Origin of the sequence: Shewanella pealeana ATCC 700345, assembly GCF_000018285.1 — a bacterium.
GTDB lineage: Bacteria > Pseudomonadota > Gammaproteobacteria > Enterobacterales > Shewanellaceae > Shewanella > Shewanella pealeana.
The window spans coordinates 3524242-3543155 of the sequence record NC_009901.1 but is presented as its reverse complement, the minus strand read 5'-3'; the positions used below and the strand labels follow the sequence as shown (position 1 = coordinate 3543155).

The 18914-nt window shown below is 43.5% G+C and carries 20 protein-coding genes; 9 read left to right on the top strand and 11 right to left on the bottom strand.

All coding sequences use genetic code 11. The features are described 5' to 3' along the window. The first annotated feature begins 44 nt into the window (after nt 1–44). Complete coding sequence (locus tag SPEA_RS15335; protein ID WP_012156128.1) at nt 45–956, top strand: 4'-phosphopantetheinyl transferase family protein; 912 nt, start codon at nt 45–47, stop codon at nt 954–956. A gap of 116 nt (nt 957–1072) precedes the next feature. On the opposite strand, the gene SPEA_RS15330 is transcribed toward SPEA_RS15335, so the two are convergent. After that, nucleotides 1073–3058: an alkyl/aryl-sulfatase gene (locus SPEA_RS15330; RefSeq protein WP_012156127.1), complete on the bottom strand. Its 1986-nt coding sequence runs from the start codon at nt 3056–3058 to the stop codon at nt 1073–1075. 201 nt (nt 3059–3259) lie between these two features. Here SPEA_RS15330 and SPEA_RS15325 point away from each other — a divergent pair, with 201 nt between their 5' ends. Continuing rightward, nucleotides 3260–4177: a LysR family transcriptional regulator gene (locus SPEA_RS15325; RefSeq protein ID WP_012156126.1), complete on the top strand. Its 918-nt coding sequence runs from the start codon at nt 3260–3262 to the stop codon at nt 4175–4177. 68 nt (nt 4178–4245) lie between these two features. On the opposite strand, the gene queF is transcribed toward SPEA_RS15325, so the two are convergent. Then, a complete protein-coding gene (gene queF / locus SPEA_RS15320; protein WP_012156125.1) occupies nt 4246–5118 on the bottom strand; it encodes an NADPH-dependent 7-cyano-7-deazaguanine reductase QueF in 873 nt (290 codons plus the stop codon). Nucleotides 5119–5161: 43 nt separating this feature from the next. Between queF and syd the strand changes: the two genes are divergently transcribed. Continuing rightward, the gene (syd, locus tag SPEA_RS15315) at nt 5162–5803 is read left to right on the top strand and encodes a SecY-interacting protein (RefSeq protein ID WP_012156124.1); all 642 of its coding nucleotides are present in this window, start codon (nt 5162–5164) and stop codon (nt 5801–5803) included. Nucleotides 5804–5927: 124 nt separating this feature from the next. On the opposite strand, the gene SPEA_RS15310 is transcribed toward syd, so the two are convergent. Beyond that, nucleotides 5928–6701, bottom strand: coding sequence for a Zn-ribbon-containing protein (locus tag SPEA_RS15310; protein ID WP_012156123.1), 774 nt, complete (start codon nt 6699–6701; stop codon nt 5928–5930). 7 nt (nt 6702–6708) lie between these two features. Beyond that, on the bottom strand, nt 6709–7056 hold the full coding sequence (locus SPEA_RS15305; RefSeq protein WP_012156122.1) for a hypothetical protein: 348 nt from the start codon (nt 7054–7056) through the stop codon (nt 6709–6711). A gap of 138 nt (nt 7057–7194) precedes the next feature. On the opposite strand from SPEA_RS15305, the gene SPEA_RS15300 reads away from it, so the two are divergent. Next, nucleotides 7195–7587 carry a DUF3192 domain-containing protein gene (locus SPEA_RS15300; protein ID WP_041411021.1) on the top strand — a complete coding sequence of 131 codons (393 nt, stop codon included), beginning with the start codon at nt 7195–7197 and terminating at the stop codon, nt 7585–7587. A gap of 6 nt (nt 7588–7593) precedes the next feature. Here SPEA_RS15300 and SPEA_RS15295 read toward each other — a convergent pair whose 3' ends face one another. Further along, the gene (locus SPEA_RS15295; protein ID WP_012156120.1) at nt 7594–7824 is read right to left on the bottom strand and encodes a DUF2789 domain-containing protein; all 231 of its coding nucleotides are present in this window, start codon (nt 7822–7824) and stop codon (nt 7594–7596) included. A gap of 185 nt (nt 7825–8009) precedes the next feature. Between SPEA_RS15295 and SPEA_RS15290 the strand changes: the two genes are divergently transcribed. Beyond that, nucleotides 8010–8648: a GNAT family N-acetyltransferase gene (locus SPEA_RS15290; RefSeq protein WP_012156119.1), complete on the top strand. Its 639-nt coding sequence runs from the start codon at nt 8010–8012 to the stop codon at nt 8646–8648. Beyond that, on the top strand, nt 8641–8943 hold the full coding sequence (locus SPEA_RS15285) for an Mpo1-like protein (protein WP_012156118.1): 303 nt from the start codon (nt 8641–8643) through the stop codon (nt 8941–8943). The genes SPEA_RS15290 and SPEA_RS15285 overlap by 8 nt, the downstream gene beginning before the upstream one ends. 1157 nt (nt 8944–10100) lie before the next feature. Here SPEA_RS15285 and SPEA_RS15280 read toward each other — a convergent pair. Together SPEA_RS15280 and SPEA_RS15275 are read right to left on the bottom strand one after the other, a co-directional pair. Further along, on the bottom strand, nt 10101–10496 hold the full coding sequence (locus SPEA_RS15280; protein WP_012156117.1) for a DUF3301 domain-containing protein: 396 nt from the start codon (nt 10494–10496) through the stop codon (nt 10101–10103). Further along, on the bottom strand, nt 10493–11506 hold the full coding sequence (locus tag SPEA_RS15275; RefSeq protein ID WP_012156116.1) for a DUF3549 family protein: 1014 nt from the start codon (nt 11504–11506) through the stop codon (nt 10493–10495). Before SPEA_RS15275 ends, SPEA_RS15280 begins: the two co-directional genes overlap by 4 nt. Before the next feature lie 121 nt (nt 11507–11627). On the opposite strand from SPEA_RS15275, the gene SPEA_RS15270 reads away from it, so the two are divergent. The 3 genes from SPEA_RS15270 (at nt 11628) to SPEA_RS15260 (ending at nt 13642) form a co-directional block, all read left to right on the top strand. After that, nucleotides 11628–11948 (top strand): YqcC family protein, encoded by a 321-nt coding sequence (locus tag SPEA_RS15270; RefSeq protein WP_012156115.1) that lies wholly within the window; start codon nt 11628–11630, stop codon nt 11946–11948. Between the two features lie 23 nt (nt 11949–11971). Continuing rightward, nucleotides 11972–12826, top strand: a complete 855-nt coding sequence (truC, locus tag SPEA_RS15265) for a tRNA pseudouridine(65) synthase TruC (RefSeq protein ID WP_012156114.1) — start codon at nt 11972–11974, stop codon at nt 12824–12826. A gap of 351 nt (nt 12827–13177) precedes the next feature. After that, nucleotides 13178–13642, top strand: a complete 465-nt coding sequence (locus SPEA_RS15260; RefSeq protein WP_012156113.1) for a flavodoxin — start codon at nt 13178–13180, stop codon at nt 13640–13642. 125 nt (nt 13643–13767) lie between these two features. Here the strand turns inward: SPEA_RS15260 and SPEA_RS15255 are convergent, their stop codons facing one another. The 4 genes from SPEA_RS15255 to map all read right to left on the bottom strand — a co-directional run bounded on the left by SPEA_RS15255 (nt 13768) and on the right by map (nt 18767). Then, nucleotides 13768–14112: a DUF3718 domain-containing protein gene (locus SPEA_RS15255; protein WP_012156112.1), complete on the bottom strand. Its 345-nt coding sequence runs from the start codon at nt 14110–14112 to the stop codon at nt 13768–13770. Between the two features lie 210 nt (nt 14113–14322). Further along, the gene (gene dapD, locus SPEA_RS15250) at nt 14323–15147 is read right to left on the bottom strand and encodes a 2,3,4,5-tetrahydropyridine-2,6-dicarboxylate N-succinyltransferase (protein WP_012156111.1); all 825 of its coding nucleotides are present in this window, start codon (nt 15145–15147) and stop codon (nt 14323–14325) included. A gap of 32 nt (nt 15148–15179) precedes the next feature. Then, nucleotides 15180–17735, bottom strand: a complete 2556-nt coding sequence (gene glnD / locus SPEA_RS15245) for a bifunctional uridylyltransferase/uridylyl-removing protein GlnD (protein WP_012156110.1) — start codon at nt 17733–17735, stop codon at nt 15180–15182. A 231-nt stretch (nt 17736–17966) separates the two neighbouring features. Next, nucleotides 17967–18767, bottom strand: coding sequence for a type I methionyl aminopeptidase (gene map / locus SPEA_RS15240; protein WP_012156109.1), 801 nt, complete (start codon nt 18765–18767; stop codon nt 17967–17969). Nucleotides 18768–18914 lie beyond the last annotated feature (147 nt).

Below are 18914 nucleotides of genomic sequence, written 5' to 3'. Positions count from 1 at the left end.
CAAGTAACAATAGTCTTTATCATGAGTTTGCTTTTGAGAATCCCTTGTTAGAGCGTTATTCCATTACCTTATACATTTGTCCCTTATCGGTATCGGCGCTAGATAGTGAATCAAGTGAAGAGATTAGATCTTGGTTACCTGCCGACGAGCTGGCGAAAATTAACCGTTATATTAAGCAAGATGCGCAGGAGCAGGGCTTGATGGTGAGAGGCTATCTGCGTGCCTTATTATCTAAGCATAGCGATATTTTGCCACATGAATGGTGCTTCGAGTATGGAGGCAAAGGTAAACCTAGATTAAATCAAGCTCAGTTTAAGCAAACTAGGATCCATTTTAATTTAAGTCACAGTGGTGACTGGTTATTGGTTGGTATTTGTTTGCCCAATTCAAGAAGTGAAAACATTAATGGTATGGAGGCTGTTGAGTTTGGCGTAGATATTGAGCGTTGTCGTGATAGTACTAATATCCATTCTATACTTAGCAATTACTTCTCTGAACCTGAAAAGGCGGCTCTTTTAGCACTACCACAAGAGTTACAAAGGACGCGTTTCTTCGATCTATGGGCGCTTAAAGAGTCTTATATTAAAGCTAAGGGATTGGGCTTAGCCCTATCGCTTAAATCGTTTGCCTTTGATTTTGCCCCTTCAATTGAAACCTCACTCGAGCTTGATGTGAGCCAAAGCGTTAATCTTATTGCAGCGACAACTAAAGCCAGACTCGATACTCAGCATGTCCTCTGTAAGCAGAATATCGGTCTTTCGCTGCAACAAGCGAGTGAAGATAAACAAGCAGTAAATGATCCACAGTCACAATTGATGAAACCTGCGAAAGATTGGCATTGCTGGCTTGGTCATCTGGATGACAGTTATCGTTTTGCGGTGAGTGTAGGCAAGTGCCAGCAGGCAAGCATCGAAGCTAAGCTGGTAAACCTGCCAAGCTTGTTAGCAAGCTTATAGTTTTTATGCGCAGACGCAGAGAAATCACGGTCTTCGTTAATGCCATTATCGGTAGGTTTATTAAAACGGGGCGCTAAATGCGCCCCGTTTTGTGTTTAATTGATACTTAGCGCAGCCTACTTCACTGGCTTAGGCACAATTTCAAAGTCTGGATTGAACTCAACCATACTGCTGGCGATTTTATTAAAGGCTTCTTTATCACCAGTCAATTTTGCATCTCCGTTAGCGAGTAACTCTTTGAGAGTAACTTGCCCTAGTAAGATACGATTCACATCAGCCTTGTTCACCATAAGGTTAGCATCGGCCTTTTGCTCTTTATCGACCACTGCGTTACTTAGATTACCGTTGCTTAGCTCGATATAGAGAATATCTTTAGTATCTGGGGTGATGATATTCATCTTCACTAAGCCGTGTTTCGCAGCAAGCTGGCTATCAATTTTAACCGCTAAGAAGTCGAATAGCGTCGGCATATCCATCTCGCTAATCACATCTGCAGATGCAGTTTTTGGTGCGCCAGCTTGAATACCCACTCTGAGCTCTTGTGCGCCGGTTAGGTAGATATTTCTCCAGCCAGCACCTTCAGATTGATAGCCTAGCTGCTCATAAGTATCGGCGAGCAGTTGACGAGCCTCATCATTTTGCGGGTCGGCCATTACCACCTTGTTTAATGCCGTTGCCACAAAGCGGTATTCGCCTTGTGCGTAGTCATTCTTCGCGCGTTTAACCGCTGCATCGGCGCCGCCCATATACTCGACAAACTTAGCCGATTCTAGCTTAGTTGGCAGCGGATTAAGGTTGGCAGGGTTCATGTCGAAGTAACCCAGGTACTTGTTGTAAACCGCCTTGGCATTATGGCTATAAGTACCATGGTAACCGTTGGTGTGCCATGTCTTATAGATAGACTCTGGGATGGTATCTTGAATTGCATCGCCTATATCCTGAATACCTACGCCATCGTTAGCTAGTCTCAAGGTTTGATTATGCACTAAGCCATAGTTATCACGCTGTAGACGCAGAAACTCATTCACATCTTGATTTCCCCAAACTGGCGCCGAATGGGAAGCAAACAGCACCTCTACATCATCACCAAAGGCATTGATCATCTCGTTAATGTCCTTTGACCATTTCAGAGCATCGCGCACTTTTGCCCCGCGAAGGGTGTAGATATTGTGCATCCCCTGATAGGTAAGCTCACCGGTCCAAAGTGCTTTCTTAGAGGGTATATAGGTGATCATCTCAGACTCGGCTTCGGTACCCGATGCGTCCATAAATACCATCTCTAGACCATCAATCGTCAGGGTTTCCCACTTTCCTTCACCGTTTAAAGTGTAGTCAGGAGCGACATAGGTGATCTCGCCTTTCGATAGGCCCTTACCCAGTGCCGCATCGACAATACCGTGATCGTGCTTACCTAGAGTGGCACCATATTGATAGGCGGCGCGGCGGCTCATGGCGTTGCCGGCCAGCACGTTTTCATCAACAATCTCTTTAGTGATGTTGTCTGAGCCATAGACTTTTACGTTAGGGAACATCTCTTGAATACCGCGAGCGCCACCGAAGTGATCGGCGTGGCTATGAGAGTAAATCATGGCAACTACAGGTAAGTCGCCATCTTTTGGGAGATTCTTTAAAGCAAACTCAAGTGATGCTTTAGCAGCTTCTTTTGTTAATAGAACATCGTAGGCAATCCAGCCATTGTCACTGCGAATAAGGGTTAAGTTCGACAGATCGGTACCGCGTACCTGATAGATCCCATCGCTGACCTTGTATAAGCCGTTGGGTACCATGTTGAGTTGGGCTTGGCGATACAGCGACGGGTTAACTGAGTCCGGCGTCTTGTCGGTGATGAAGGCAAATTCGGCCCGTAAAATATCAGCAGTAGCTTTATCAAACTTGGCTACGAGATTCTTAGAAGATTGCTCGAATGCGCGGGTATCGGCAAAGTTAAGGGTATCCGCTACAGCTTGGTTATGCGCTATGGTGTGCTCGGTGGCATCTTTACCTTGATAGTGCACAGTGATGTGATCATGTTCGTGCTGGGCAGCTGCGGCGTTAAATGAAAAAACTGACAAGATTGAGAGAGTAAGTAGAGTCTGCTTCATGAGTTCCCCTTAGTAAATTGATTTAGTTCAAAGTTTTACGTCTTAATCCTAGCTGATTAACTCTGTGATAGAAGACGTCTTTCGATTGAATGTAGCCAGTATAACCATGGTCATTTGATTAATAATTAGCGTAGACTTTACTTTTAATATTTATAATATGAATATTAAGTCTGATGTTATTAACGGTAAGCGAAACAATTTATGTCACAGCAGAAGTCGTTCGATCTTAATCTATTTCGTATCTTTACTGCGGTGTACCGTACCTCGTCATTTAGTCGCGCAGCCGAGGAGCTGGATTTGACTCAATCGTCGGTGAGCAACGCTATTACGCGGCTTAAACTCGCGGTGGGGGAGGAGCTGTTTATTCGCGTAGGCAGGGGAGTTAAGCCAACGGCGAGTGCGATGAACTTGTATCAGCAGCTTGCAAGTCCCGTATCTGAAATTGAGCAGGTAGCTTCAAGCTTTGAGCTCTTTGATGCAAAGCGTAGTGAACGCACCTTCTATGTTTATGCCAGTGAGTCTGCGATTTTGTTGCTGCAGGGGATTGTTGAGCAGTTCCTTGAAGAGTTGTCGATTAATCTGGTGTTTCGTGAACCACCATTAATCGAAGAGGAGCTGCAGATGGATCTGCAACTTGAGAAAGTGGATTTAGCACTGGATATCTGGCTACCGGAATCGAGCTCTTTCAAGAGTCAGAAGGTGATGCAGGATAAATTGGTGTGTGTGGCCAGAAAAGGCCACCCGCGTATAAGTGGTGCGATTACGCAGGAGCAGTATTTTAATGAAAAGCATATCATCTTTAAGATGCGCCGAGATAACTTAAGTGTTGCAGATCTTTTAACCAAGCAAGTTTTGCCTGCTCGCAAGATGCACAGTGAACAATCATCAATTTTAAGTATGATGGCCTTGGCCTCTAAAAGTGATGCCTTAGCTATTGTGTCTAAGTCTTATACCGATGAGTATGCACAGCTGTTTGGCTTACAGGTATTTGAGCTGCCCTTTGCGGCAGAGCCTATCGAGTATTACATGGTATGGAGTCATAAACTGCAGCAAAACCGTGCCAATATTTGGTTAAGGGATTTGCTTAATCAAGCGATAACACGGCGAACACAGGCTTAGTTTTAGCTTTGAACTTAATAAAAAAGACCTGTAATGCAGGGCGTTACAGGTCTTTGCTTGGAGTTCGATTATTGTCTGGCGAGACGTTGATTTTCAGCCGGGTGTTCAAAATCGCTACGATATGGATTGATATCTAAACCACCACGGCGAGTATAACGGGCATAAACCGTCAGCTTGGCACATTGGCAGAAGCGTTTGAGATCAACAAAAATACGCTCAACACATTGCTCGTGAAACTCGTTATGTTGTCTGAATGAGATGAGGTATCTCAGCAACTTCTCACGATCAATCTTTGGCCCTTGATAGCGGATCATCACAGTGCCCCAGTCAGGTTGCGAGGTGATCAAGCAGTTTGATTTAAGCAGGTTAGATGTCAGCGTTTCTGCAACAATCGCTTTATTATCGACGCTTTCAACTAAGTAGTCAGGGTTGAAGCTATAGTCATCAACCTCAATATCAAGATCGTCGATGCAAGTACCCGGTAGCTCAACAATGCGCTGGTGGCTGAACTGTTTAGGCTCGATAACCTTAACGGTAACATCACCCATAGCACAGGCACTTAAGTCTTGGACTAGTCGTTCCTGTACCGCTTGTGCGTTTTCGAATCGTGTCTGATTGTAGCTGTTTAAATACAGCTTGAATGACTTAGACTCAATAAGGTTTTTACTGTCAAAACTTAGGCTGAACTCGGCGATGGCAACCATAGGTTTGCCTTTAGCGTTTAACCAAGAGAGCTCGTAGCCTGTCCAGATATCACAGCCATGAAATGGCAACTCTTGAGTGAGGCCTATTGCATCACGGTTTAACTTACGCGGCACGCCTTGAAGTAAAGATGCATCATACTGCTCTTGATAACCTGTCGACTTTCCTAATGTTAATTCAGAAAGTTCGGGGGCGTTACTATAGGGATCATGATGTTGTGTCATCAATACGGTTTCCATGTCAAAATAGACCCCTATTATAACTGATTTGGAACTGTCTTCAGTGTCTTCTTTACCCGCTTTAGATCTTTTTTTATCTAAATATCAACAAGCCTACGTTGATCAACTCGGCGAACAGCCAAGATATTATGCCCAAGAGCAAGAGTCTGACTGCGTTGTGGGCGAAATGGATAGCGACGGAGCTGTATTTTGGCAAGGGGTTGTTCGCGATAATCCTGGGCAGTTTGAGAACGTCGAATCGGCGCTTGAGTTGACGCTTTGTCCTGAGATAAACACATTTTATGGACGCCATTTTTCTGCGCCGCTGTTTTTTGACTCCAAGTGGGGAAGTGGCGAGCTTATTCAGGTGTGGAATCAAACCGATTTTGAGTATCTGCAGCAGAACATCATTGGTCATTTGATGATGAAGAAAAAGCTTAAGCAGGAGCCAACTTGGTTTATCGGTGTGTTAGACGATGAAGATAAGATGCTAACGGTGAATAATGCCGATGGCAGTGTTTGGGTTGAGATCCCAGGTGAGCTTCAAAGCACTAAACTTGCTGAGTCATTAGATGAGTTTATTAGTTTATTGACACCAAGAGTCATGCCGCCAGTAAAACCGATAGAGGAGTCTATGCCAGAGCTTGACCATCCCGGTATTTGGCAGCGTATGAAGCTGATGTGGAATAATTTACGCGGCAAATAGTCCAGTTTAAATGTGAAGGTATCTTCTCGTCATGGGGGAGTGGTGCTTAAATATTAGGGTTAAACAAAAATGGCGCTGAAATATAAGCGCCATTTTTATAATTGTTTATATGCCAGTCTGAAAGTTATAAGTGATCCCATGAGATATTAGACACGATACGGCAAGTGTCACAACGAAAGTGAAACATATCTAATAAAGGTTCATCGAGTAACCACTCTTTACTGCCACACTTTGGACAGGGACGCTGCTTTTCTACCGCTAGGCTTTCGCCGCCTACACGATATAAATAGTAATAAGTCGGAATTTTAGTTAAGTATTCGACTCTTCCGCGCAGATCCCAGCCACGTCTAAATAGATCGCTCTGATGGCTAGTTAACTCTTCAAGCGCTGCAAATTCAGCTTTTGTGGCTGCGGCCATCTGTAGTTCATCACAGGCCTGCCATTCAGTTTGCCAGCGGATCATGCGCTTGTGATCGCCATTGGCAGTTGCCGGAATTTGATATAGAGGAATGGGCTGCAAAGTGTCGCCGTTTCGCAGTGGTGAGCACATATGTACGTAGCTAGTGTAAAGTAGTTGCCAACTTGGCGTGTCTAGACTCGACACTTCTGAATTAATGTCTTGGCCAATGTATTTCTCCCGTGGTGCGAGTAGTTTAGCGTCTGTTAGCTCACTTAATGCTGTTTCAACCCAAGGACTATTGAAGCGCTTAGATAAGCTGCTCTTTTCAGGCATTAATAGCCTTACTCTAAACTCACCTTCGTTAAAAGCGACGGCGAATTCGCGTCCTAAAACTTGGCCATTAGCACGATAAGCTTCTAGTAGGCCATTTATCGCTTTTTCAGCAGCGCTAATGGTAGTGTTATCAAAGCATTCGAATCTTAACTCAACCACATGCATCTGTTTTCTATCCTTCGCTGTTATTACATTGTTTTTCTAGTTTGATTAGCTGCTGTTTTAGCAAGCCAAACTCAGTTCTAAGCTCGGAAAGTTCTTGCTCGAGCCTCGTTATCGCATAGGCTTGTTGCGCCATTAATGACTGTTTAGGAGCATCCTCTACAGCTTGAACGGAACAATCTGCCGATAGTTGTTTAATATCGTCGGCGCTCATGGATTTAAATTGCTGTAATCCTTGGATCAGTATTGGCATTGGAATGCTAGTGCCGAGCTTGGTTTTAACGAGTGCGAGGCTTGGTGTTCTACCTTCATCACTGATCTTCTTAGCAGCACTGAGTACTTGTTCTAATGGACTCATGGTTAGTTAAATTCCTTACTCGTTAGTCTTTTTGTCAACCGACTCATAATTGTTAAGGTCTACTTAAATATAAATGTAAGTAAAAACAGTCGCTTGATGTTTGGCATGTTAATTGCTTTTTAAATAAAACTAAAAGCAATGTTCATACAGGGAATTAAAGTGAAAAATAAATTATTAAGTTTAGCGTTTTTTGGGATTGCAAGCTTAGGGCTAACAGGCTGTGTGGTCAATCTCGGTGATGGGGAATCTGGCTGGGATAATAATGGGTCATGGGAAAAAGTTCAGGAAAAAAATCGTGCTAACTTATCAAAAATCTCCTTGGGTATGTCTAAGGATCAAGTTGTGACCCTAATGGGAACCGCCGATTTTAACGAAGCCTATGTGCAGCAAAATAAAGAAGTGTATGTGCTTTTCTATCGTACCCAACGCACCCATGGTGATGGAAAAACGACAAAAGATGAATGTACGCCAGTGGTGATCAGTAATAATACCGTAGTGGGGTGGGGGGAAATGGCTTATAGCAAGATCTAGATAAGCTTACTTTCTTAGCAAGGTGTCCAAGTGATCGATAACTTCCGACCATTGGGCATCTTGTGCTAGTGATTCAGCCAAGAAATGCTTTTGCGCTTCATTCCAAAATGGTGCCTCATATAACTGCATCGCATCGGGCAGATGATGATCCTTAATAAATGTTTCTATTGCTGCATCATCATTTTCAAGCCCTAGCTGCAAAAACAAATTGGCAAAGTTTTGTGTCGTCATATCCATCTTCATTCCTGAAAATTTTATTGCTGCTGACATAAGTATGGTTGAAATAGCAGAATTGGCTGCAATATTCTTGATAGCTTTCATTTACAAAACTATAGGCATTAGCACTTTTAATTGATTATTAATTGCACTTTCTCAATAGCTTGATACATTGGTTGAGAGTGATCTAGATCAAGGAATTTGCAATGGAAAACCAAGCCATGGAAGAATGCCGCGCTGTATATTTAACTGCAGAAGATTTACGCATTGCGGCCTCAATCCTATATAACGCCTACCATGATGACCCTTTCTTTATTGAAGCGCTTTTTACCGGTGACCAAACACAATATGAACAAAAATTGCGTGGCGCTATTAGAGAAGAATTGAATGAATTGTGGCAACAAGAGCAAGCGCTTATTGGTATGTTCGCAGGGGCGCGATTGGTGGGGGTAGCCTGTATCGTGACTCAACAAGTGCCCTTAGGTGAGGCTCGTTATTGGCACTGGCGGCTAAAAATGCTGTTAAGTGCAGGCTGGCAATCAACTCAAGCCCTGATTAATAAAGAAAACCAAATAATCGAAAACTTGCCCAGCAAGCAGTGCGGTATTTTGCAATTTATCGCGATTGCCAATAATGAGCAAGGTAAGGGCTATGGTGGACTACTGGTGAACGCCGTACTGAGTTGGTGTGATGAACAGCCTCATCTTGATGGCATCGGAGTATTTGCCAACCATTCCGCTCATATCAAACTATTTACACACCATGGTTTTGAAATGATAGAGCCCCTTACCATAGGTAAAGTAAGCGGAGAGCTACTGTTCTATAGAGGACTGGTGAATGAATAAACCTTACTCCTCATTTGCTGAGTTTTATCCTTTTTATCTTTCGCAACACCAAGATAAGACATGCCGAATACTTCACTACATTGGAAGTTGCTTGGTGATCCTAACACTAGTTTATTGTGTGTTAAATTCGCAATGGGGCATGTTATTGCTGTTACCCGTAATAGGTTATGGCTTTGCTTGGATCGGGCACTTTGTTTTTGAGCAAAATAGGCCAGCGACTTTCAAATACCCTTTGTATAGCTTTATGGCGGATTGGGTAATGTTGTATAGAGCGCTAACTCATAGAAAGTACTGATTATTCGCTTTGAGACAGTGATTATGTGCGAGATCTCTCACCTTGCTGTGGGAGATAAATTGGGGAACATGAAGATAATAGTTGGCTCTGGGTTTTAAATATCTAAAAATCAATATGTTATGCAAAGCTCGTCTTGTTGGTTGTTTGTTGTGCACATGTGTCTTTAATGTTCGGTAAGAAAAATCTTAGGTTTATGAGTAAACTTATCATCAGAAAGTGACGAGTACTAAGGATAGCACTTAGCTCTTTCTAGTTGTTTAGTAATGAAACCAATTATTTTTGCCTAAACTTATGCTTATCAAGCTTTTTTAGTTGAACATAATGGTTTTGCAGGATGCAACAAGGACAACCTCAGGAAGAGGAATTTAGCTTAGGATAAGCTAATGAAAGGATTCGGTACGTAAGTACAAGGATATAAATGGATTTACAAGGAAGATGCTGGAAGCAAGTTAACCAAGGATGATGCAGGGAATGCACGTTTATAGCGGGAAAGCTAAAATAAAGTAGTGCTAGGGCGTACCGAATGGTACGCCCTTTCTTTTTCCAATGCTGATTAGGACTATTAGTTACTTTGATGTGAGAGATCTCTTACAGCTTCGTAAGAAATGAGTCCTACTTATGGTTGTTAAGTCTAGGGATTTATCAATAAACTCATTAAATACAGTTAATTAACAAGTAGTGCAATCGTGACGCTTGATAACTGGCATGTTAAATAAATGTTTAACCCCGTATTTTTAGTTAACTTTTGAATTATTATTTATATGTGCAAGGAAGCTGGTTATCTCAAAGGTTCAGGATAATCTGGTGTTGAAGGAACGACATCTAAGGATACGACCAAGGGCGGCTAAACACTCCAGGATGGAAGGTTTACTACCTAGGAAGGTGGAATGCTACGGAAGGTATCTGAATGGATTCTCAAGGAAGATGTTGGGCACGCTCAGGATAGAGCAAGCTTGGTAAATGGAATACCGAGAACAAATGGACATGTATCGTAAGGTACAAGGAAGAGTAAGGTTCATGGATGATGCAGGAGCAAAGTTACGCATGGATGGTGCAGGGAGCACTCATATAGCTGGATGAGCTTACACAAAAATAGAAAAGGCACGTCTCCTCTGGGGCCGTGCCTTTACTTCATTCAGGGCTGGTGTTGCGGATATTTATTTACAACGGCCTGAATTACAACCACCTCGAGAGCGTCCGCCACATCCACCACCTAACGACCCCTTCGCCTCTGGCGCTTCACTCCACTCTGGCTCAGGGAATATTGGCCACTGTATTTTTTGTATCTTTTTACCGTGCATCCATAAGTTACCACGATACTGATTGATACCATCGGTGCTAAATTCAAATAGATATTTAACTTTCCAGGTCAATCCACTGCTGCCGCCAAGGCTAGGTTTTGCGGATTCTTGTGCAATCGCGAGCAGCTGAACTTTTTGTTTTTGGCACTCTTTATTAGTAAAAACACGGCTTATTTCAGCCATTTGCCTCAATTGCCAAAAAAATGCAGCAACCATGATCACTGCGGCAATAATCAAAAAATCTGTCATCATCCTTTCGTTACCTTGAACAAACCGCCGATTGCAGTTGCAAGCTCTGTGCTACGATTTGGATTACGTAGTTGAGCGAGTAGCTGAGTGCGAATTAATGGAATAGCCACAATATCAGCAAAAATCTGGTTAAAGAAGTGTTGTTGCTGTTTTGCTAAGGCTTCTAAGTAGATAGTGAGAGTTTGCTCATCTTTTAATGCCGACCAGTTACGTGCTGCAATAGTAATGAGCATCTCGGCGGATAAAGCGTTAGCGTTATTTAAGCTCGCAATTGCTTGTTGACTAAGTTCAGGGCGGGACGCTAAAGCACGCAGAAAATAGGCCTTATCGCTATCTTCAGCACTATCGAACTTATTCAATATTTTCATCGCCAGTGTTTCATCAATATTTAAGTGCTCTAAACATTGGCACACCGCAACTTGAACCTCTATAGCCCAATTATCAAAGCCGTTTGTCAGCTGGGCTTGGTGGTCAAGCTCGTTGGCTCTGATGCACACATCAGCAATGCCTTGTAGGCCGATATTTTGCCAGTTTTCACTCGGATGTTGCCCTGACAGGTATTGATAAGCAAACTCATACTGTGGCGATGCTTTTTGGCCTAGTTGCTTGCGGACTAAGGCGTTAAAGACAGCCAGTTTCTCTTGGCTCGGTTTAAAATTAAATGGATGATTAGCTAATTGCTCTTGCTGCTGCTCGGTTAGAGGCTGAGTCGGATCACGACCTAGGGCTTCAACAATCATTTTGATGAATTGTGTTCGTGGTGCAGGAGACAATAATCCACGCTCATCGAGAGGAAGTTTAATAAACCAAATATAGTGTTGCTGGCTGGCATCCCAGAACACAATGGCAAACTGCGCGTGTCCTTGGATAGGTGCAGGGTAAGGGCAGTGTAGCTCTTCTATCTGATGAAACGCCATCATATCGATATGTTGTACTCGACGGCCCATGTCGTAAACTTGGAATTGAGTATTAGCCGTTTTTAAAAAATCGCTGAGAGTTGTTATTTGAGTCATATCGTTATCGAGTGTAGGTTAATTAGCGCATATTATAGGGATAAGTCAGTCTAGATGGTATCATCTCGCGCGAATTTTCCAGCGGTGAAAAGATTAAATTGATGACAGTGAGAGGGGCGAATTGAGAACTGTAAATGCAAGGGAAAAGCTATTAGCTTTAGAAACCGAGTTGGCGAAACAAGGCTTGTTAAGTACAGTTGCACCAACAGAGCAAGCGTTGGCTAGCACTACGCCATTTGCGTGCGATGTGATGCCATTTGAGCAATGGTTACAGTTTATATTCTTACCGAAAATGCATTACTTGATAGACAATCAAATGCCGCTACCGACAGCGATATCGATAGCACCAATGGCGGAACATGTTTGGGCCGCTAACATTGAGTATAAGCGAGTCATTCAGCTGCTCACTGAGCTAGATGCATTGTTGAGTCATGCACCATAACGGTATTACAAGAGATATATACAATGAGTGATAACACTAAAAATCCCTCTCAAAGTGAACAACTTGATGAGAGCCTACTCGAACAAGACTTATGTCAAGATGAAGAACAAGAGATAGCGCCGCATATCGAAGTGCTATTTGAAGATGATGATATTGTGGTGATCCACAAGCCTGCAGGCTTGTTGGTGCACCGCAGTTATCTTGCCAGACGTGAGCGATTCTTTGCTATGCAACTGACTCGAGATCTAGTTGGTTGTCACGTATTCCCGGTGCATAGGCTAGATAGACCGACGTCAGGTATTTTGTTGTTTGCCAAAAGCAGTGAAATGGCTAATGTCCTGTGTGAGCAGTTTGCTGCTCATACGGTCGATAAGGAGTATCTAGCGATTGTTCGTGGCAACATGCATGAGGCGGGTACGCTAGACTATGCCCTCAAAGAGGAGCTTGATGAGCTAGGCGATAAAGATGTGGATCCTAACAAGGCTGCGCAAGATGCAGTAACTAGCTATAAGCCATTATTGAACAGTGAGATCCCTTTCTCTTCGGGTCGTTATGCAACCAGTCGTTACGCTTTAGTTCAACTTTCTCCTCACACTGGTCGTAAGCATCAATTAAGACGTCATATGGCACATTTACGCCACCCTATTCTGGGTGATACTACTCATGGCGACGGTAAACAGAATAAGTTCTTCCGTTCTCATTTTGGCATCAATAGATTGTGGCTAATCGCCAAGAAACTGAGCTTTAATCACCCTAGGAGCGGTGAGCGCATGAGCGTAGAGACCGAGCTTGAGGCGGAGTGGTTAAGTTTGTTTGAAGGTCTAGGTTGGCATGAGGAGACACTATCCCTGGACGCTCAGCCGATTATTATAGCCTGATAGTCGCAATCAGTAATCGGCTTAGCAGTTATAGCTAAAAACCTAGTGAAATAGCACTATATTTTCTATTGGAACTATGATTTCTGTTGAGTGTTATCTTTGCTGGAGTCGAGTTCAAGGTTACTAATCGGGGTCATACTTAATTTGAAGCACTGCACCGTATGGAAATAGCACATCCTGCGAACGTGGGCGCTGCGCTGAAGATGTTTACGGTGTCTTTGTCTGCAAGAGTGTCTCATTGAGGTGGATCCCTGTTAGCATTCACTTCTTGATTGCGACAACGCTTGCCGCAACGTTTATCAGTACAGTATGGTAAGGATATAACTAAAAGGCTTTTAGGCGAAGTAAAACATGAAAAAAGTGAATCTAGTTTTTGGGACAGTTTATGGTGGCGCTCAATACGTTGCAGAGATGCTTGAGCAGGCTTTGCTTGAGTTAGGCCGAGAGACTTGTCTTTACCAACCAGAGCAACTTGTCGGTTTTGTACCACCTGAAGACGAGCTGCTCTTAATCATCTGCTCCACAACCGGCCAAGGTGATCTTCCGGATGATATTCAGCCTTGGTTTAACGAGATGAAATCGAAGGCTCCTTATCTACCTAAGCTTAAGTTTGGATTGATTGGGTTAGGGGATTCTAGCTATGAAACCTACTGCGGTGCGGCAGAGCAACTCTTAGGTCTATTTGAAGAGTTAGGGGCGAAACAGCTAGGAGAGTTTTTAAAAATAGACGCGGGTGAAACAATGGAGCCTGAAGTCGAGGCCCTAGCTTGGCTACCGTGTTGGAATCTGCTGATAGATACCGAACTTGCTGCTTAACACTGCTATTTATTGGGTTATATTCGCTAGCCCTAGCTAGCCTTCATAGCCCATGTAATTGATAAGTTTTAGACAAAAGAAAAGAGGCGTCAGCCTCTTTTACTGCTTTACATGCCATAAATCACTTATTCATAATTGACTGCATAAACCTCGGCATCATATTCTGTCATCGCGATATCTTTAATCGTCACTGTTCCTCGGTTATATGGGGCAATTTTTTTAGCCGTCTTGTCGGCCCCTGCACTTACCGTGAAGTTATAGAAACTCTCACCATTACAGACTAAGCGGGGAAACACTCTGCGTTTATTGATACGATAATCTTTCATCGTCCTATTAAATTGGAAAACACTGTTACTCGCTCCAGCCTTACAAACGGCGATTAGTGTGTTTTCTAATTGAGATGACATAGCTGCCGAAGCGCCAAATGACATTGCTAGCGCGGCTCCTGCTAAAACGTACGTTTTAATCATGTCTTGCTCCTTCACTCTCATTGGGGTTCACTCTTGAGTAAAGCTTAATGTCCTATGTTCACCTAAATAAGGGGGGGAGAGTTGTATCAAAATGTTGAACAGAGCACAGAGTGTGTCTGTAGATGTCAAAGTGTGTCAATTGTGAAAGAATAAGAAAAATCCCGCCTAAGGCGGGATTTTTGAGTCAACTTAGCGGTTAGCTATAAGCGCTTAGTCTACGATACGTAATAGCTCGTTAATACCCACTTTGCCGCGGGTTTTTGCATCAACTTTCTTAACGATAATGGCGGCGTATAGGCTGTAAGTACCACACTTAGAGGGTAGGTTACCGGCCACAACGACAGAACCTGCTGGAACACGGCCATAATGAACTTCGCCTGTTTCACGGTCAAAAATGCGTGTGCTTTGGCCGATATATACGCCCATAGAGATAACGCTGCCTTCTTCAACGATAACGCCTTCAACGATTTCAGAGCGTGCACCGATGAAACAGTTATCTTCAATAATGGTAGGGCCGGCTTGTAGAGGCTCTAAAACGCCACCGATCCCGACACCGCCAGATAAGTGAACATTCTTACCAATTTGAGCACAAGAGCCAACAGTCGCCCAAGTATCAACCATAGTGCCTTCATCAACAAAAGCACCAAGGTTAACGTAAGATGGCATTAGCACTGTGTTCTTGCCAATAAATGAGCCCTTACGTACCGCTGCTGGTGGTACAACACGAATAGCTTCTTTACGGAAACGCGCTTCGTCGTAATCAGCAAACTTCATTGGTACTTTGTCGAAGTATTTGGTTTCTGCGCCTTCAATTACGCCGTTGTCGAAAATGCGGAATGAAAGTAGTACCGCTTTTTTCAGCCACTGGTGAACATGCCATTCGCCATTAATTTTTTCAGCAACTCTCGCTTCGCCAGTGTCTAACATGGCAATCGCTTTTTCAACATCAGCGCGAACACTTGGCTCAACTGTTGCCGGAGTTATCTCTGCGCGCGCTTCAAAAGCCGCCTCAATTCGTTGGCGTAAAGCCTCCATTAACTTCTCCCATATTTTGTTTAATGATAAATCTATAAAGCACTCATAAGTGCTTCACGTAATGTGTTTTGTTGCGTGTCATTTAGTTGCTGGCCATCGGCGCTTTGCAACAAAAAGAAATCTTCAGCTCTTTCACCAATGGTGGTGATTTTTGCCGCGAGTAACGTCACTTCACAGCGATAAAATACTTCACCGACTCTGGCTAGTAACCCTGGGGAGTCGAGAGCAATGAGCTCCATCATACTTTTACCATGGCTACGGGTTGTAGGGAAACTCACTTGGGTTGCAACTTTAAAAGGTTTCATCTTTCTTGAAAGATTTCTAAATTTTGGCAACTTAGGCGTTTCATTACTTAAAGCTTTTATTAACGTCTTCTTGATCCCTTGGATCCGAGACAGTTGCGATACTGGCTCGCCATCTTGTTCCAAAATAACAAAAGAGTCTAGTGCATAGTTGTCTTTGGAAGTCATGATACTAGCGTCATGAACCGTAATATTTTTATTATCTAATATTGCCATCACGGTGGCAAATAGCTTGGGTTTATCTTTGCCATAGACAAACAGCTCAGTACCGCCGCGCGTCACATGTTTAGAGATCAGAACTAAGGTTTCATTTTGCTTATGCTTGATGATGGCTTCTGCATGCCAAGCAATCTGATTAGGTTGGCTACGCAGAAAATAATCGGCTTTAAAACGTTGCCATAACGCGTCTAGATCTTTCTCTTTGATGCCGCGTCGCAGTAACTCTTTCTTCGCTTTAGCCTGGTGTTCACGCACCCGAGCGCGGATATCGACTGGCTTTTCTTTGCCTCGAGAGAGGACTCTCTGAGTTGAAAAATAAAGATCACGTAGTAGTGAACCTTTCCAGCTGTTCCAGGTTCGCTCGTTGGTGGCACAGATATCTGCCACGGTTAAACAATATAGGTAACTTAAATGCACCGCATCGCGTACACGTTCAGCAAAATCTGCAACCACATCGGGATCGGAAATATCACGGCGCTGGGCAGTAACAGACATCACTAGGTGATTTTCAACTAACCAGCTGACTAAGCGACCATCATGATCGTTCATTCCATGTAACTTGCAAAAATCAAGCGCATCAGTTGCACCAAGCTTGCTGTGATCGCCACCGCGACCTTTGGCAATGTCGTGAAAAATTGCTGCCAGTACCAATAAGCCTTTCTTAGGCAATTGGTTTATCAGTACTGAACCTAGAGGAAACTCTTCTTTCTGATCCGGCTGAGAAAAACTTTCGATGTTCAGTAGTAATCTATGGGTATGCTCGTCAACGGTATAGGCATGGAATAGGTCAAATTGCATCTGACCTTCGATCGCACGCCAAGCCGGGAGGTATGCCGACAGTACGCCGTGTTTATGCATAAGAGAAAGTGCCACGATACCGCGAGGGTGACGCAGGATCTGCATAAACAACTGACGGCAAGAGTCGTGATACATTAGTGCCTGAGGCTGGGCACGTCGTGCGCGGCGCAAACTGCGTAATGTGACTGCATAGATAGCTTGAATGTTTGAGTTCTTAGCCACACACAGAAACAGGTTTAAGATGTTTTCAGGGTTATCAAACAGTTCACTGCTTAGGCTTTCTATGAATTTTCCACGTCGTTGGAAATTATCATCGATTGGTACAACTTCGAGCGCTTTGATATGACCTAAAGTGGCGCGTTTGAACAGCTGAAGCAGCATCTGATTGAGCTCCATTACGCGCCTTACGGTGCGGTAATAGTTCTTCATCATCTGTTCAACTGCCAATTGGGTACCATCTTCATAGCCCATCAACTTGGCGACTTGAGGCTGTAGATCAAACAATAGCCGGTTTTCGTCCCGTCCTGAAACTAAATGCAGTGAACAGCGCAGTTGCCATAAAAAGTCTTGCGCCTCTAGCAGTTCATCGAGTTCGATAGGGTCTAAAAAGCCGTGGTAAACCAACTCTTCAAACTTTTCAGCATTGAAGTGACGCATGGCGACCCAAGCGACAGTCTGAATATCTCTAAGGCCGCCAGGGCAACTTTTTAAATTCGGTTCTAAGTCAAATGCATTGGCTCGGTTATGTCGGGCCATTTGCTCATTTTTTTTGGCAACATAAAAATCACTACTTGGCCAAAAATTATCTTGCCGAATATTGCGATAGAGTAGGGTGAATAGGGCTTGAGGGCCGCATAAAAGGCGCGACTCGAGTAGATTGGTCGCAACAGTGATATCGGCGCGGCCTTGTTCTAACGTTTCTTCAATACTGCGAACGCTATGGCCTACCTCTAGCCCCGCATCCCAAATAAAGGCGATGAAGGCACTTAATGCCTGTTCGGCGTCATGAGATAACTCGCCTTCTGTCAAAAACAGTAGATCCACATCGGATTGAGGATGTAGCTCTCCTCGTCCATAGCCGCCTACGGCAACCAGAGCTATGGGGTATTGTTGTAGATTGTGCGCACTCCATTGCTGCTGAAGTAGCTTATCGACATGTTGACAGCGAGTACTCACTATCGAGCGAATATCTGATTTTGCGTTAAAGCTTTCCAGTATCGTTTTGTTTAAGTCGATTAAAGCGTTTTTGGCAGATTGAGCACTATTCATCAAATCTCTTCTTCGAGAACGGATCCGTTGGCAACGATTATCTATGCAAAAACCACGAATTTAAAGGGCTTTATCATGATTAATATTTAGCTGGGCATTAATCGAGTCACTTGCTTTATTTTGGTGCAGAAAATTGCATGGAGATTAATCTCTTTTAAAGGATATATAGATACAAAAAAGGCGTGAATCATCACGCCTTTCTAAACTTAGCCTACAAAGAGGTAACGAAAATTAGTGGTTAATCACTCTTGGTAGCTCTTTTTCTTCTTCTCTTAAGGTTAACACTTCTACGCCAGTCTGAGTGACCAAAAGCGTGTGTTCCCACTGAGCTGAATTTTTACCGTCAGAAGTGGTAACCGTCCAGTTGTCTTTCTTATCTAAAACACTAGTGTGACGACCGGCATTGATCATCGGCTCGATAGTAAAACACATGCCAGCTTTAAGTACGGTTTTGTCATTATTTTTATAGTGCATAACTTGTGGCTCTTCATGGAAGCCAGCACCAATACCATGGCCGCAGTAATCGGTAACAATGCTGTACTTCTCAAGGCCGGTCTTCTTCGACTTGATGAATTTTTCAATCAAGGTACCGATCTCACCGAGTTTCATGCCAGGCTTTACTTTTTTAATGCTGGTGTAAAGTGCTTCTTGGGCGATGCGGCAAAGACGGACGTTCTTTGGGTTTACATCGCCAATAAGGAACATTTTTGAAGTGTCACCGTGGTAACCATCTTTGATTACCGTGATATCGATATTGACGATATCGCCATCAACGAGAGGACGATCGCTTGGAATACCATGACAGATCACATTGTTGATTGAAGTACAAATAGATTTCGGGAAACCATGATAATCAAGTGGAGCTGAAATCGCGTCCTGCTCTTCGGTATATTTGGCACAAATATCGTTAAGCTCGTTTGTGGTTACGCCTGCTTTTACGTGCGGGGCGATCATCTCGAGCACTTGAGCGGCCAGCTTACCCGCGGCACGCATCTTTTCAATCTCTTCAGCAGTCTTAATTACTATACTCATTTCTAATGTCTCTTAATGTCTTTCAATGTCTAAAATTAGTCGTGTTTCGATATAACGATTTTGTCCAAAAAACGACGTAAATATTTGTGCTTTTTTTCAAATTATGGTATAAAGCGCGCCGTTATGTTTGACTCTTGTCGATCCCAC